Raw genomic sequence first — 15079 nt, 5'->3', positions numbered from 1 at the left:
GTTATGCAAGCTGCTGTGAAGCTTTGGCTAAGGCGGATGTGCGTGAACAACTCAAACAGATTTCGATTCCTGTATTGATTATTGCAGGTCAACAAGACCCTGTGACCACTGTGGCAGATGGTCAGTTTATGCAAGCCGCGATTGCGGGTAGTCAACTTGTTGAGATTAATGCTTCGCACATTTCGAATGTTGAACAACCACAGGCGTTTAACCGAGCTGTGGCTGAATTTATTCAGGCTTAAGTTCGGAACAACTCAAACCTGAACTCAGGAAACATCACTTGTCACGGGTGACTCATCTTGACGCTTTGCCAGATTGCTCCACCAGTCTGGCTTTTTTTTCACAGTAATTAGACCATGAACAACGACAATTAAATATCAGTCTCGTGATTCCTTAAAACGGCGATAGTTATGTCATAAGTGATTGAAACGATTTCACTCATCATTCTCAAAGATTCAGATGATTCTTCTAATTTTATCTTAAATCAATTGTTTAAGTAAATTTTTAAAGCGTTGTTTTAGAAGCTAAAATCCGCTTAATTGTGCCTATATCATAGTTTCTATTACCCAATTATGATCAACAACGATTAGTCGTTAGTATTTAAATTAAAAACCCATCACCTAGATGATGGGTTAATTGTTGATGTCTCAAGATTTAGATTAATACGCCCACTGGATGAGCAATCGAAATAGACCAGCAATCAATAATAGACTTAAAAAACCACCGAGCCATAAAACAATAAACCACCCTGCTTGATTCAGTTTCATTATCATTCTCCTCAGTGATAACCTTCGTCACCAACACGAACCTTGTCTCTAAATACCCAATAAGATAAAGCGGTATAAAACAATATAATTGGGATTAGAATGAGTGCACCAATGAGAGCAAATAATTGACTACTTTCAGGTGCAGCAGCTTGCCAAATCGTTACACTTGGCGGAATGATATTCGGCCATAAACTAATTAAGAAGCCCGTATACGCAAGAAATACCAAAGCCAATGTATAGATGAAAGGCGCAAACTCCTGACGACGTTTACAAGCTCTGAGCGCTAGGAAAGTGAAAATCAATACCAGTATTGGTACGGGACTGAAATACCACATTTGTGGCTGACTAAACCAACGCTGTGCAATATCGTCATGTACAAGGGGAGTATAAATACTGACAGCGCCAAATATTAGAAATAACGCGATCATAAGCTTAGGCATCAGACGGTACATATGATCTTGTACACGCTCATCTGTTTTAAAAATTAACCATCCGCAACCGAGTGTCGCGTATAAAACAACAACGCCTAAACCTGTAAAGAGTGAAAATGGAGTGAGCCAATCCAGACCACCACCCGTGAACACACCATTGGTGGTCTGTATTCCTTGAATATAAGCGCCTAAAATCACACCTTGTAAAAATGAAGCTAAAATTGAACCCCAAATAAATGCTTGGTCCCAAAGTGCTTTAGTCCGATTAGCCTTAAAACGAAACTCAAAAGCGACTCCACGAAATATAAGCGCGATCACCATTAAGGTAATGGGCATATATAATGCGGACAATACAGTCGAATAGACCAGTGGAAAAGCGGCAAATAAACCAGCTCCACCAAGTACCATCCAAGTCTCATTGCCATCCCATACGGGTGCTACAGTATTCATCATGACATCACGCTCTTGGCGATCTTTCACAAATGGAAATAAAATACCAATTCCCAAATCAAAACCATCAAGAACGACATAAATCAACACACCTAGTGCGATGATCACAATCCAAATCAATGATAAATCAATCATTTCAAATTCTCCTGATCATTCACCTTATTTGATGCTTCAAGTTGTTGTTCATTATCAATGGTACTCATCGGGCGTTTAGATGCTCGGATCACTTCGCCATCTGAATGTGGTGTTGAATAAATAAATTCTGGTCCTTTCACCATCATTTTCAACATATAAAAGATACCGATACCAAATACGATGCAGTACACCACAACAAAAATAATTAGCGTAAGTCCAACCTGTTCCGCAGAGACAGGAGATAACGCATCTTTCGTACGCATTACGCCATAGATAATCCAAGGTTGACGTCCCACCTCTGTGGTAAACCAGCCTGCCAACAATGCAATAAAACCCGAAGGCCCCATCCACAAAGCAAACTTGTGCAACCATTTTGACTCATAGAATTTTCCTGTCTTACGTAGCCATAGACCAAATACAGCCAGTAAGATCATGAGCATGCCCATACCCACCATGATTCGGAAACTCCAAAAAACGATGGTTGAATTAGGTCGATCCTCAGGAGCGAATTCTTTTAAGCCTTTAACCTCACCATTAAGAGTATGTGTCATGATAAGGCTACCCAGATTTGGAATACCAATCGCATATTTAGTTTCTTCAGCTTCCATATCTGGAATACCAAATAGATACAACGGCATACCATGATCTTTATTGGTTTCCCAATGACCTTCGATTGCAGCTAATTTAGCAGGCTGATGTTCTAAGGTATTCAATCCATGTAAATCACCCACGAACATCTGTAGTGGAGCTAAAGCAAGGATCATCCACATTGCCATCGAGAATGACTTTTTAACTAACGTATCACGGCGTCCTTTGAGTAGATGCCATGCAGCAGTTGCGGCAACCAATAAGCCTGAAACCAAGAAAGCGGCCAGTGCCATATGGGCTAATCGATAAGGAAAGGATGGGTTAAAGACAATCGCGAACCAATCTTGGGGAACGATTATTCCATTTTCAAATGCAAAGCCTTGAGGTGTTTGCATCCAGCTATTAGATGACAGAATCCAAAACATGGATATACATGTTCCTATTGCCACCATTAAGGTTGCAAAAAAATGCGTCTTTGGTCCAACTCGCCCCCAGCCAAACAACATGATACCGAGGAAACCAGCTTCTAAGAAAAACGCACTGAGCACTTCATAAGTTAGCAATGGTCCGGTGACACTACCAGCTATACGTGAAAATTCACTCCAGTTGGTTCCAAACTGATAGCTCATCACCACGCCTGAAACGACACCCATACCAAATGAAAGTGCGAATATTTTTATCCAAAATTTAAACAGATCTCGATAAACAGGATCATTCGTTTTAAGCCAACGCCATTCGAGCACAGCCAAAAAACTTGCCAATCCAATCGAAATTGCTGGAAAGATAATGTGAAATGAAACAGTGAATGCGAATTGAATACGCGCCAATTCGAGCGCTGTTAGTCCTAGATCCATGACGTCACCTTATCGTTGAGTTTTGTGGTGAATGTTGTTCTTCACTGAGTTTAAAACTACAGTTAGAATTACATTGTAGATGTCATGTATCACTCCGATAACACGCGATTTTAAATTCACTTTTTTGAGGATGAGTGAATACCGTCTGTTGGCTACAGACTGTTTAAAGATTTTTTTCATAAGATTGAACTCTACATAAATTGATTAAGATCAAAATGATCCAAGGTTTAAATCAATTAGAGTCCAAAAGGTGGCGCTCGGCCTTGAGGCAGAAGATAGAGCTTCTGTAGAGAAAAATAAACGTGCCAAAAAGAATTGCGGTAGAAACTCAGCTTAACTTGTAAGCGATCAAAAATTTCTTTTACACCAAAATCAAATGGTAAGACGAGGTCTCCATAAACAGTGCAATATTGGCATTGGTGAGTAATTTGATTATGGTCGTGATGATGTTCGTATTCACTTAAATGGTGGACGAGATCGAGATAAGTCTCATGAACATGCTGATGGCGTTCTGGAGAAAGTAAATTATGCATAATAGACATGCATACCGGAGCGATATGAAATTTCTCCGGTAAGATCGGTTGTAAATAAACCGCTAGTTGTAATAACACCGTTGCAAATGCAATGATGAGTCCACTAGATCTTAGCAAAATTTCCTCTCAACTCTTATCGATAAAGAGTGTTTAGAAACATAGAAAAAATCAAGTTAATAACCGACTAGGCTGATCAACTTTCATACTTAACTATACGCCTATTTAACTTATATTTAAAGCATTTTTCAATTTTTTACATAACATGTATTTATAATATTTATAATAATAAAAGTAGCTAACCTTTAAGATTTGAAAAAATTTAAAGGGATTTTCAAATAAGACACTCCATTGTGTTCAGTGGGCGGAAATTTGCCACCATTTATATTAATTTGAATGGCTGGTAAAATGAGCTTTGGCATCCCCAATGTTGCGTCACGGCTATTGCGCATTTCCACAAAATCATTCTTTTTTGAATCAATTCGAATGTGTATATTCGATTCTTTTTGCGTTCCTATATCCGTTTGACACATATATTGGTGTCGATTTTCTGGTAAATAATCGTGACATAGATATACACGCATATGATCAGGCAGTTGATAAAGATTCTGAACTGAATCAAATAATTCTGCTGCACTGCCCCGTGGAAAATCACATCGTGCTGTACCATAGTCTGGCATAAATATAGTATCACCCACGAAAACTGCATCACCTATCACATAACTAAGACAAGCAGGTGTATGACCAGGCGTTGGAATGTTATAGGCTTCAATTTCTCCAATTTTGAAACACTCATGATCTTTAAATAAATAATCGAATGGTTGCTGTGCATTTATTGCTTTAATATCCAATTGATAAATTGAGCCAAATGTTTCTTGTACAATTCCAATATGATGACTCATGGCAATTTTGCCACCCAGCTTAGATTGTAAATATTTCGCAGCGGTCAAATGATCAGCATGCACATGTGTTTCTAAAATCCACTCAACCTTGTAATGCTGTTCATGTATGTATTGAATAATCTGGTCAGCATGTTCCGTCGTTGTTGTCGCAGAAGCAGCATCAAAATCTAAAACACTATCGATAATGGCACAACTTAATGTCACAGGATCAGCCACGACATAACTAAATGTATTGGTATTTTGATCAAAAAAATCTTTAATTAGCGGCTTGATTTGATCTTGAGTGGCGTCTTTCATCACTAGTTTCATAACTATGCCCCCATCCATTTACGGTGAATTAAAACTCCTATCAACATCGCAATCACAAAATAGAGTGATTGATAATGCCCTAAACCAATCAATGTTAATCCTGGTGCTGGACAGATACCTGCGATGCCCCAGCCTATCCCAAACAAGCTAGCACCTATAATGAGCTTGTTATCAAGCTGATTGCTCTTTGGTAGATCAATAGTCTCATTGAATAGAGTTAAAGGTTTTTCACTTCTGGTTACGATCTGAAAGGGTATGAATGCCACGACAATGGCACCCATCATGACAAATGCCAAACTTGCATCCCACTCACCGAATAAATCAAGAAAATTAAGAACTTTTTCAGGGTTCGACATTCCAGATAACATGAGCCCCACGGAAAAAAGTGAACCAAACAAAAAAGCAAAAAGGTTTTTCATTTAGAATGCTCCTGTGACATGTCGAATTAAATAAACCGTTATAAAGCCTGTCAGCATAAAACTTAGTGTTGCCACAATAGATCTTTTGGACAATCTACTTAAACCACAAATGCCATGCCCACTTGTACAGCCAGAACCTAAACGTGTTCCAAATCCAACTAAAATACCTGCCATGATCATCATGAATGGACTTTCTTCGAGTTCAATTTCAGGCTGAACCCAAATACCATAGATAAACGGTGTGATGATGAGACCCATTAAAAACCACAATGCTGGTGTTTTGAAAACTTTATGCGGATTTAGTACTTGACCGATTAAACCACTAATCCCTGCTATTCGACCATTCACGTATAAGTATCCAACCACAGATAAACCGAGTAGTGCTCCACCTAAAAAAGCAATCACAAAATCATGCATAACAATTTACTTATTTACAATATATTTTTTTATATTATATAATTTTGAAAAATAATCAAGATGCTTTAACATACGCATCCTTCTGTTTCAAAGGAACATCCAATGCCGTCTGATGTTGAATTCAATCAAATGGATTTTTCACAAGTTGATCAAGTCAGCGATCGACTTAAAGTCCTGTCGAATCCTGATCGCTTAAAGATACTTTGTATTTTAGTAGATGGTGAATTGAACGTTCAGGAAATTGAGAATCGAACTCAAATTTTTCAACCCACGCTTTCACAACAGTTAACCGTATTACGTAAAGCTGAAATGGTGGTGACTCGTCGTGAAGGTAAACAAATTTTTTATCAAGTGAGTGATCCTAAAGTCCTCACCATTATGCAAACGCTTTATAGCTTATATTGCGATCCTACTTCATAATCTTGCAATTCTTTCAGTTGTGGATATGAGACTCAAATACGATCATATTCTCCATGTAAATGACCATGTATTAAATTTTAAAGTTTTGTATTCAAGAGTTCTAAAGACCAAAAAATTCTATTTTTCAAAAACTTCTTGCAAGTCTTTTGCCATTCCTTGCATAGACTTGAACTCTCCTTGTTGATTTTTCCATACCATAGCTGGCGTGGAAAAAAATCCATATTTATCCATAAGTGACTCGTTATAGTCGATTTTTTCATGTAAAGATTTTGATATATTTTGCGTAACAACTAATCGCTCTTTACCTTTCTTTTTATTGTAGTCATTAAATACTTTAGCAGGATCACTTGAGTTAAGTATGGTGGCAATCTGCCCTCGACTTTCTTCTCGAATTACACCAACTTGTATATGTCGAAGTTGAACTTTTCCCGAGTTTACCCATGGTCGTGCAGCTTCCCAAAATTGATGGCAATATGGGCAGTTAGGATCTGAAAATACATAAACAACGCGTGCTGCTGTATTTTCACCATCTTGAATCTAAGTCGACTTTTCAATGCTCTTCCATACATCATCTAATACGGCGTCTTTGACATGTGTATTTAATGCTTCAATAGAAATATTTTCACCTTGAGCATTATATAAATCACCCATAATGTAATATTTCTGATCATTAGAAATAAAAACCGTGCCTGGATGTTGGTTCATATGCCCTGCCCATCCTGTCATACCTGCTGGTGCTGGAATTTCTTTTACAAACTCAAAGCCCTCTGCTGAAATCTGCTTTTTTTAATCCGCATAACTGACGCTACTTATTAAAAATACGCTAGACAACAATATTAATTTATTTATATCTTTCATAACCTTTAGCTCTACTCGGCTGTCATTTTAATTAAATATTCTTGCAATTTTGCAGCGCTTAACTCACCCATATGTCTATCCACCAATTTACCTTTTTCATCGTAAAACAATGTAGTTGGCAAGCCAAAACTATTGCTCTGCTTGGGCATTTCCCCATTTACATCAAGTCTGACATTTTTAAAGTTGAAGCTGTGTTTTTGTAAATAGTTTTGAACCGTTGTGATATCTTCACCTTGATTGAGCATCACAAAATGAATATTGGGATGAGCCTTTTGTGCTTGAAAAAGTATTAGCATCTCTCTATGACATGGCGGGCACCAACTCGCCCACAAATTAACGACTGTAGGCTGACCCAAAAAATCTGTGAAATACCCTTCATTCTTATTTTCACTATGATCAGTTGGGAGTATCTGAAAACTTAGATCAGGATAAAAACTTTCAACCTTGTATTGAGTTTTTATCATTACGCCAATCGCTACCCAAAATAAAAACACCCCAACTAAAATGATCTTCATTTTTGTTCGTAAGCTTCGATTGAGAATGATATAGCTTAGCCCACCGAAGAATAATCCACTCCATAAGCTAAATCCTTTATCTTGGATTTTGAGTATATCTAAAGGATTTTCAATATAAATCTCCCAATAGAACATAACAAAGATGACTCTAGCGGCAACTGCTCCAATAATGATGCTTGTCCACACTGAATCTTTACTGATTTTGACTTGGGTATCTGTCCATTTATAGTGATGACCTAAAACATTGATCAAGATACTGATGAACAGTATCCCACTGAATAGAATCAATAAAACCCATGGAAACATGAGTGATCCAAGTTGAATCCCATCAAATGAAATCATTACTGAACCATCCCGACAGATTGTTCCTGCAATCGATTTAATAACTGTGTTGCAGTAAAAGTGCCAGTCAAGCGCAGATCACGTATTTCATCATGTTGCGTGTTTAAAAAAATAAATGTTGGCGGACCTAAAATTTGCCATTTTTTTAACAGTTCATCTTGGCTTGGTTCAAAATGAGTGAGATCTAATTTAATTAAAACCAACTCATTGAGTTTGGCTTGAACATCTTCACGCGGAAGTACCTCTTTTTCTATCGGTTGACATGCAACACACCAATCTGCGTAAACATCAATTACTACGGCTTTACCTTGATTTGCGTTCAAAACATTTGAAAGCTGCGCGGCAGAGTTGACTTTATGCCATGTATGTAATGTTTTGGCCTGCGTTACAAGCGAGTGCGTATACCCTTGCTGCACATAATTCACTCCTAAAAACATCATGCCAAGACTGAGTAATATGATGATGCTTTTAACCACTATTTTTTCGACATAAGGTCGCATTTTCCAGAGTAAATATACAGCGAATCCAAGAAGTAAAAGACCCATCAGAATTTGATAAATACTGGTTGGGATAAGTGGCCGTGCAAAATAAATGGCCACAAGCAACATCACGAAACCAAAACAGACCTTGAGTCGATCCATCCATACCCCAGGTTTAGGTAAAAAATGCGTACCGAAAACTGCCGCAATAAAAAGCGGCAAACCAATCCCAATGCCCAAAACAAAAAGATAAGTCGCCCCTAATAAAGGTTGGTTCATCTGTGAGACAAATATCAATGCTCCAGCCAACGGAGCACTCATGCAGGGTCCAACTATCAGTGCAGAAATCATCCCCATGAGTCCTGCACCGATCAATGTTCCGCCTTTTTGTTTTTGTTGCCAAAGATCTAAGCGTTGTAACATTCCTTGAGGTAAAGAGATTTGAAATGCACCAAAAAGATTAAGGGCAAAAATAATAAACAGGAGACTAAAAATACTGATGAAGATCGGACTTTGAAACCAACGCTGAAAACTATAGCCCAGTTGAGAAACAACGAATCCCATTAACGCATAAACGATAGCCATCCCTGTGACAAAAATAAAAGCTATTATCGCGGCACGATAACCTCTGTGATTTTGCACAAGAATGCCTGATAAAATCGGAATTAAGGGCAATGAACAAGGCAAGAATGCCAACAATATTCCAAGTCCTAAAAACACCAATAAATTAAGCCATACACTTTGTTGAGAGAGCAAATTTAAAAAAAATTGATCGTTGTTCCATACACTCGAAAAGCTGGCTGGCCTGTTCAGATTTTCTTTAGATAAATTTGCATCTAGCGTGGATTGATCCTCACTGATTAAATTATTTTCCCCAAATTCGGTTTTATCTAGCTCAAGCGCAGTAGCGTTAAATTTTTTACGATCTGCGACTGTATTATTATCCTTTGAAATGAGTTGTGTTTCTGTTTTTGGTGAAGCATTTTCTTGTGCATCTCGAGTATTTACTACTCCATTAGATGCCGCTGAAATTTCATTGAGATTTAAAACTTTCTTAGCTTGTGTAGTTTGCTGCGCTGGGAATAAACCTGTGCTGTCAGTTGTTATCGTTGTTCTTTGAATCGGATAACATAAACCACTTTCAGCACATCCTTGCCATTGAATCTTAAATTCTTGATTTGGTTTAACTGGAATATTGCTGATTACATCCTGATAATGCACTTGGGTCATACCAAAGTTTGGATCATCTTTCTCTTTTGGGCGTGGTAGAGATAACTTTACAGGACCTTGAATGTCTGAAACTTTGATTTGATCATGATAGAGATAGTAACCATCTGCGATCTTCCATTTTAGTTCAGCTTGATGATGACTGACTGATACTGCCTCAAATTGAAATGCTTGATTTGGTGGTAGAAAATCTGCAAATGCAAAACTACTCACCAAAGAACCAAGCAATAAACTACCCTTAAACCACTTATTCATATTGACTGTATCAGTTCCTGTCTAGTCGTTCAAAGTTCAAAGAATGAATTAAGAAAGCGTGATAAAACAAATGCCGCTTCAACGCCAATCGTCACTCGAGATCGCTCATACATTTGTACTCGCCCTAACATGAACTTTATATCGCAAAAAATCTCATTATTCCGTTGGAATTCTTTAAATATTTCTGTTGATCACCTTGGCACACCGTTTGTGATTGAGACTTTACTCGAACCACGAAAGAAACCCTCATTTGGTTTACCAAGCACTCCACAATAAGATTAATCTTTCTTTGAAAATAAGATGAGATTGAATGACGAGTACTGAAAACTCAAGTTCAGGTTAAACACCTTTAAAATTGAGCGAATTAATACACTCATATTGACTGAAGACAAAATAAGTTTAGATGAATTTATTTTAAAGTGTTCTGTTGTATCGATTGGCTAGGATAAGCAGCATGCGCATATTAATGATGCTCAGACCTTATCAAAAATCAAACAGGCCTTATAACACTGTGATCAAAAAAATTCGTGGTTATAAATCACATAATTAGTCCACCCAAATTTAATTAAAATACCCAACAATAATATTTGAGAATTAAATCACAATATACACCAACTCAATGTAAGAAAAACTTCACAATATAAGAATTAACTTTTAATAGCTTTGAATGAATTTCCAAAATATTTCGTTATGAGTTATTTATCAACATTCTACTAAAATAGTGAGAATTTATTCTCATATTAAATTAAATTCAAAAACAGAATCACACTTAAATATTTAAAAAAACAATAATAAAACATAAATTACTGATTTATATATACTATTAATTTTAATAAATATTAATCTAATCACAAATAATATAATAAAAATATAATAAAATACAAAATATATATAAATAAAATAATTTATCTAAATAATAAAATAACAAATAAAAAAATATTATTGTGACTCAAATCTCATTATAACCACCATGATATTAATTCGTTCAAATTAATAATTAAAATAATGTTTGTTTAATTAATCTAAATATTGAACAATAATTAAACACGAAATCTAGCTATTAAAAACCAAGCTAGATCTCAAATAATATCCCATCATTAAGGTGTAATTATGAAATCCTTCGCGTTTGGTATTATAAGTTCAATTGCATTAATCTCGACTGGCTGTGTTTCAACCACATCATTAGGCACTGTAGCTTCCGAACGCAAACAACTCATGATTATTCCGGAATCAGCTTGGAATAAAATTTCAAATCGTAGCTATAATAAATTTGAAAAGAAAGCGAAGACTAAGTCTTTATATCTTGAAGATCCACGCTTAAATCAAATTTTGGCACGTTTAATCCCACATGCTAATCAATATTTACGTGAAGGTCGTCAACCAATTCAATGGCGAATTAACGGTGTGCTCAGTAGCAAACCTAATGCCCAATCCTTTCAAAGTGGGCAAATTGTTGTTAATTCGGCTGTATATATGTTTGAAAACTTATCAGATGATGAATTAGCCACTCTAATTGCGCATGAAATGGCACACATTATCCGTAATCATAGTCGTGAAAAGGCTTCTCGTTTCGCAGCAATGAATTTAGGTCTAATGGGTGCAACCATGGGAACTGGGGCTGCCATCGGGCTTGCAAGTGGTTTATCTGGTAATCAAACCAATATGTCTCATCGCCGTCATCTAGAAGAAGAAGCTGATTTGATTGGTTTAGATTTGATGGTGAGAGCGGGCTACAATCACAATGCAGCACTCTCATTTTGGGATAAATTCGAAGCAAATCTCAACAAACGTAAAATGAATAAAGATCAATCAACTTTGTTTGCAAGTCATCCGAGCAATGACCAACGTAAAGCATTCTTAACTGAACAAGTCATGCAGATCGAGATGTATCAAAAGGATGTCAACCTTACTGCATTACGATAATTTAGTATAAATAATAAAGCCCAACGCTATGTTGGGCTTTCTCATTTATGGATCAACAAATAAATCGACCATCAATTCCTCATCTGAGGGCTCAACTCGATATTTTTCGAAATCAGTTTCACCTGTCTCTCTTAATATCTCTTCATCGATCATCATACGACCCGTGATCGAACGTTTCTCACTCGTCAAGATTGCATACGCTGCATCAGCCATGATTGCCGGTTTCCGAGCCTTGCTAAATAACTCACGTCCACCGAGAGAAAATTCTATCGCTGCAGTTGCAATAATGGTTCTAGGCCACAAGGCATTAACACTTATTCCATAACGTTCGAATTCTTGATTCATTCCCATGGTCAACATACTCATGCCATATTTACTGATGGTGTAAGGAGAATGAACCGCAAACCACGTTTCTTTTAAATTTAAAGGTGGAGAGAGACTAAGAATGTGTGGATTTTGACTTTGTTTTAAATAAGGCAAGGCAGCTTGACTACAGACCATAACGGCGCGAGTATTAACTTGATACATAAGATCAAAACGATTTGGATCAAGCGTTTCAACCCCACTCAAATTAATCGCACCAGCATTATTAATGAGGACATCTATCCCACCAAAATGTTCAGCAGCCTGTTTCATTGCGGCTGCGACAGCATCTTGATCTCGTACATCAAGTTGGATCGCTAATGCTCTCCCACCAGCTGCTTCTATTTCTTTTGCAACAGAATGAATCGTACCACTGAGTTTCGAATGTTCAGTGCTCGTTTTTGCAGCAACCACAATATTTGCACCATCTTTTGCAGCTTTAAGTGCAATCTCACGACCGATACCTCTGCTTGCACCTGTAATGAACAGTGTTTTTCCTTGTAGTGTCATAATCCCTCTGTGTTATTTTGTTTTTGAGTTTTCAATGTACAAAAAAAAAGCACTTATGCAAAATTTCTTTATGAACCTCTAAGTCGTAGAAGCATACATTTTGCAATTACAAAATTAGAATTGTTTTGATAGCATGCTAAAAAATTTAAATAACATTCTGTTTTTATTAATTTTTAAAAAACCAACTATAGTTGCATTTTGTGCCAAAAATTCACCTTTGATTTTCAATCTTATTTTGTGTGAATTTAAAAAAGTGAAAATCGCGCTCATACGACTATTATTATTCTGAGATAAAAAAAAGCCCAAGGAGGAGTACAATCTTTGGGCTTAGTAAACTGAATATTTACATTAAAATAATATACCTAATTGATATAAAATAGAAAGCACTAATTTATTTTTTTAATATTATTTTAAAAATATTTTTATAATCAACAATATAATTAGATTAACAAGTATAATTTTCTAGGATTTAATCTTGTCTATCTCGTATCAACTGCGTTGATGCAATATTTTCGTAAATCGTTTGCTGCAATTGATCTCTGAATTCAATCAAATCCTGTTCTGTTTTGATATTTGAGATTGATTGTCGTGGTAAAAATTTGAAATAGAATGGGACTCTTTTAGGAATAATATTTTTGGGTATTGAAGGCAAGACATCACCTTGACGGAGTAATTTTCCAATTTTAGGAACAGCTAAAAGCTTTTTAAACCACTTTTTTTCAAGCAAATAATTGGCATCAAGTGCCAAATCGAATACTTCATCACCACCTACAGCTACAAAAGGTGCAATGTCGTAGTCAAATTCTTGAGCTAACTTTAAGAATCCGTAGCGCTCTTTCCATATGAGTTGATATTCTTCCCCTTTGCGCTTTACTACCTCACGCCCACCACCTGGAAACACTAGGATAGAGTATCCTTGTTGCATTGCATCTCTGGCGTATTCTCTTAGACCCTCAATTGCACCCATTTTATGAACCATATCTTTCCAATACGGTATTTTGAAATGAATGTGATCACCTAAACTCACAATTTTAATTTTGTGCTCTGTATATAGATAATCAATCAATATTGGCGTATCAAATACGCCATAAATTGTATGATTACCCACATACATGGCAGGTCGATCAGCATTGAGATGTTCAACACCAAGAAAGGTCGGTTTAAAATAAAAACGTTGCAACAAACTACCATATCGGATCATTTTAGAATGGTGTTGGATTTGCAATGCTTTATTTTCCATTGAACATCTCTTTATCTAATTAAGCTACTCGCTTCTGAACCAGTATCGAACCAACAGAATAACCCGCACCAAATGAACATAATACACCGTATTCACCATCATTCACTTGATCTGCAGTTCGGTGTAACGCAATGATGACCCCAGCTGAAGAAGTGTTTGCAAACTCGTCTAAAATGATTGGAACTAAGTCTGGATCTGCTTCAGCAACAGCTTTACCCACCACTAGCTTTAAGATTAACTCGTTCATGCTGGCATTGGCTTGATGTAACCAGAAACGTTTAACATTCGTCGGTTCGATTTGGTTTTTCTCAAGTTGCTTTGTAATCATTTTCGCAACCAATGGGCATACTTCTTTAAACACTTTACGACCATCTTGACGGAAGCGTTTATCATCCGCGTTGGTTGTTTCACTTGGATTCAAGAAGCCAAAATTATTACGAATGTTATTAGAGAATTGCGTAAACAATTGCGTATCTAAAATTTCGAATCCAGTTTTAGAATCTGTATCTTCGATAATTGAAGCTGTCGCCACATCACCAAAAATGAAATGACAATCACGTGAACGATAATCTGTATGACCTGATGTGATTTCCACATTGACCAAGAGCACACGACGAGCACCAGACTTAATCGCATCATAAGCTTGTTTTAAGCCAAATGTTGCAGCAGAACAAGCAACATTCATGTCATAAGCATAACCTTGAATGCCTAATGCAGTTTGAATTTCAATAGCAACCGCAGGATATGCACGTTGCATATTTGAACAAGCCAATATTACAACATCAATGTCTTCAGCAGTTACACCGGCATTTTCCATTGCTTGTTTTGAAGCGATCACACCCCACTCAGCTTGAAGTGAAATTTCATCATCTGATCGTTCTGCTAAGTTTGGACGTAAACGATTAGGATCTAATACGCCTTCCTTCTCTACAACATAACGTGCTTTAACACCTGAAGCCTTCTCAATAAATTCTGCACTTGAACCACGGCGTGCTTCGATTTCGCCCGCAGCAATTTTTTCAGCATTCTCTTGATTAAACTTTTCTACATAAGCATTTAAACTTTCAACCAATTCTTCATTGGTGATGACATGTTCAGGATGGAATAAGCCAGTGCCTGTAATACGAATGCCCATGCAAAACTCC

Annotated in this window: 15 protein-coding genes and 1 pseudogene; 3 read left to right on the top strand and 13 right to left on the bottom strand. The window is 36.8% G+C overall.

Features of this window, described 5'->3' with window-relative positions; genetic code table 11:
- Positions 1 to 242 (top strand): alpha/beta fold hydrolase (locus tag AC1M89_RS05405; protein ID WP_481614020.1); only part of this gene is annotated, 242 nt, incomplete at its 5' end.
- Between the two features lie 417 nt (positions 243 to 659).
- Here AC1M89_RS05405 and AC1M89_RS05400 read toward each other — a convergent pair.
- From AC1M89_RS05400 to AC1M89_RS05370, 7 genes are all read right to left on the bottom strand, one after another.
- A complete protein-coding gene (locus AC1M89_RS05400; protein WP_155757002.1) occupies positions 660 to 767 on the bottom strand; it encodes a DUF2474 family protein in 108 nt (35 codons plus the stop codon).
- 11 nt (positions 768 to 778) lie between these two features.
- The gene (gene cydB / locus AC1M89_RS05395) at positions 779 to 1783 is read right to left on the bottom strand and encodes a cytochrome d ubiquinol oxidase subunit II (protein WP_481614019.1); all 1005 of its coding nucleotides are present in this window, start codon (positions 1781 to 1783) and stop codon (positions 779 to 781) included.
- Positions 1780 to 3225, bottom strand: a complete 1446-nt coding sequence (locus AC1M89_RS05390) for a cytochrome ubiquinol oxidase subunit I (protein WP_481597334.1) — start codon at positions 3223 to 3225, stop codon at positions 1780 to 1782. The genes cydB and AC1M89_RS05390 overlap by 4 nt, the downstream gene beginning before the upstream one ends.
- Before the next feature lie 236 nt (positions 3226 to 3461).
- Positions 3462 to 3875: a DUF2946 domain-containing protein gene (locus tag AC1M89_RS05385; protein WP_481614018.1), complete on the bottom strand. Its 414-nt coding sequence runs from the start codon at positions 3873 to 3875 to the stop codon at positions 3462 to 3464.
- Between the two features lie 185 nt (positions 3876 to 4060).
- Positions 4061 to 4954, bottom strand: a complete 894-nt coding sequence (locus AC1M89_RS05380) for an MBL fold metallo-hydrolase (protein ID WP_481614024.1) — start codon at positions 4952 to 4954, stop codon at positions 4061 to 4063.
- A 14-nt stretch (positions 4955 to 4968) separates the two neighbouring features.
- A complete protein-coding gene (locus tag AC1M89_RS05375; protein WP_179997938.1) occupies positions 4969 to 5385 on the bottom strand; it encodes a DUF6691 family protein in 417 nt (138 codons plus the stop codon).
- Positions 5386 to 5802 (bottom strand): YeeE/YedE family protein, encoded by a 417-nt coding sequence (locus AC1M89_RS05370; protein WP_481614017.1) that lies wholly within the window; start codon positions 5800 to 5802, stop codon positions 5386 to 5388.
- Positions 5803 to 5904: 102 nt separating this feature from the next.
- Here AC1M89_RS05370 and AC1M89_RS05365 point away from each other — a divergent pair, with 102 nt between their 5' ends.
- A complete protein-coding gene (locus tag AC1M89_RS05365; protein WP_481593421.1) occupies positions 5905 to 6222 on the top strand; it encodes a metalloregulator ArsR/SmtB family transcription factor in 318 nt (105 codons plus the stop codon).
- A 117-nt stretch (positions 6223 to 6339) separates the two neighbouring features.
- Here the strand turns inward: AC1M89_RS05365 and dsbG are convergent.
- The 3 genes and pseudogenes from dsbG to dsbD all read right to left on the bottom strand — a co-directional run.
- A pseudogene (gene dsbG, locus AC1M89_RS05360) lies at positions 6340 to 6993 on the bottom strand (thiol:disulfide interchange protein DsbG); the annotation flags it as partial.
- 98 nt (positions 6994 to 7091) lie between these two features.
- Positions 7092 to 7937, bottom strand: a complete 846-nt coding sequence (locus tag AC1M89_RS05355) for a prolipoprotein diacylglyceryl transferase family protein (protein WP_481614016.1) — start codon at positions 7935 to 7937, stop codon at positions 7092 to 7094.
- Positions 7937 to 9898 (bottom strand): protein-disulfide reductase DsbD, encoded by a 1962-nt coding sequence (gene dsbD, locus AC1M89_RS05350; RefSeq protein ID WP_481614015.1) that lies wholly within the window; start codon positions 9896 to 9898, stop codon positions 7937 to 7939. The genes AC1M89_RS05355 and dsbD overlap by 1 nt, the downstream gene beginning before the upstream one ends.
- 1110 nt (positions 9899 to 11008) lie before the next feature.
- Between dsbD and AC1M89_RS05345 the strand changes: the two genes are divergently transcribed.
- On the top strand, positions 11009 to 11821 hold the full coding sequence (locus AC1M89_RS05345) for a M48 family metallopeptidase (protein WP_180028996.1): 813 nt from the start codon (positions 11009 to 11011) through the stop codon (positions 11819 to 11821).
- A gap of 45 nt (positions 11822 to 11866) precedes the next feature.
- Here the strand turns inward: AC1M89_RS05345 and AC1M89_RS05340 are convergent, their stop codons facing one another.
- From AC1M89_RS05340 to AC1M89_RS05330, 3 genes are all read right to left on the bottom strand, one after another.
- On the bottom strand, positions 11867 to 12694 hold the full coding sequence (locus tag AC1M89_RS05340; RefSeq protein WP_481614014.1) for an SDR family oxidoreductase: 828 nt from the start codon (positions 12692 to 12694) through the stop codon (positions 11867 to 11869).
- A 469-nt stretch (positions 12695 to 13163) separates the two neighbouring features.
- The gene (locus tag AC1M89_RS05335; RefSeq protein WP_092768833.1) at positions 13164 to 13934 is read right to left on the bottom strand and encodes a lysophospholipid acyltransferase family protein; all 771 of its coding nucleotides are present in this window, start codon (positions 13932 to 13934) and stop codon (positions 13164 to 13166) included.
- 19 nt (positions 13935 to 13953) lie between these two features.
- Positions 13954 to 15069 (bottom strand): beta-ketoacyl-ACP synthase III, encoded by a 1116-nt coding sequence (locus tag AC1M89_RS05330; protein ID WP_481590326.1) that lies wholly within the window; start codon positions 15067 to 15069, stop codon positions 13954 to 13956.
- Between the last annotated feature and the right edge of the window lie 10 nt (positions 15070 to 15079).

The sequence above is a fragment of the Acinetobacter sp. ANC_7635 genome (genome assembly GCF_056779945.1).
The sequence above is the reverse complement of the archived record's forward strand: the minus strand, read 5'-3'. Positions and strand labels throughout refer to the sequence as shown.

What these genes read in the sequence shown, in the direction of transcription:
- dsbD (WP_481614015.1), bottom strand. Translation starts at nt 9,898, where the DNA reads ATGAATAAGTGGTTTAAGGGTAGTTTATTGCTTGGTTCTTTGGTGAGT.
- AC1M89_RS05390 (WP_481597334.1), bottom strand. Translation starts at nt 3,225, where the DNA reads ATGGATCTAGGACTAACAGCGCTCGAATTGGCGCGTATTCAATTCGCA.
- cydB (WP_481614019.1), bottom strand. Translation starts at nt 1,783, where the DNA reads ATGATTGATTTATCATTGATTTGGATTGTGATCATCGCACTAGGTGTG.
- AC1M89_RS05370 (WP_481614017.1), bottom strand. Translation starts at nt 5,802, where the DNA reads ATGCATGATTTTGTGATTGCTTTTTTAGGTGGAGCACTACTCGGTTTA.
- AC1M89_RS05355 (WP_481614016.1), bottom strand. Translation starts at nt 7,937, where the DNA reads ATGATTTCATTTGATGGGATTCAACTTGGATCACTCATGTTTCCATGG.
- AC1M89_RS05330 (WP_481590326.1), bottom strand. Translation starts at nt 15,069, where the DNA reads ATGGGCATTCGTATTACAGGCACTGGCTTATTCCATCCTGAACATGTC.
- AC1M89_RS05400 (WP_155757002.1), bottom strand. Translation starts at nt 767, where the DNA reads ATGAAACTGAATCAAGCAGGGTGGTTTATTGTTTTATGGCTCGGTGGT.
- AC1M89_RS05345 (WP_180028996.1), top strand. Translation starts at nt 11,009, where the DNA reads ATGAAATCCTTCGCGTTTGGTATTATAAGTTCAATTGCATTAATCTCG.
- AC1M89_RS05375 (WP_179997938.1), bottom strand. Translation starts at nt 5,385, where the DNA reads ATGAAAAACCTTTTTGCTTTTTTGTTTGGTTCACTTTTTTCCGTGGGG.
- AC1M89_RS05380 (WP_481614024.1), bottom strand. Translation starts at nt 4,954, where the DNA reads ATGAAAGACGCCACTCAAGATCAAATCAAGCCGCTAATTAAAGATTTT.
- AC1M89_RS05335 (WP_092768833.1), bottom strand. Translation starts at nt 13,934, where the DNA reads ATGGAAAATAAAGCATTGCAAATCCAACACCATTCTAAAATGATCCGA.
- AC1M89_RS05365 (WP_481593421.1), top strand. Translation starts at nt 5,905, where the DNA reads ATGCCGTCTGATGTTGAATTCAATCAAATGGATTTTTCACAAGTTGAT.
- AC1M89_RS05340 (WP_481614014.1), bottom strand. Translation starts at nt 12,694, where the DNA reads ATGACACTACAAGGAAAAACACTGTTCATTACAGGTGCAAGCAGAGGT.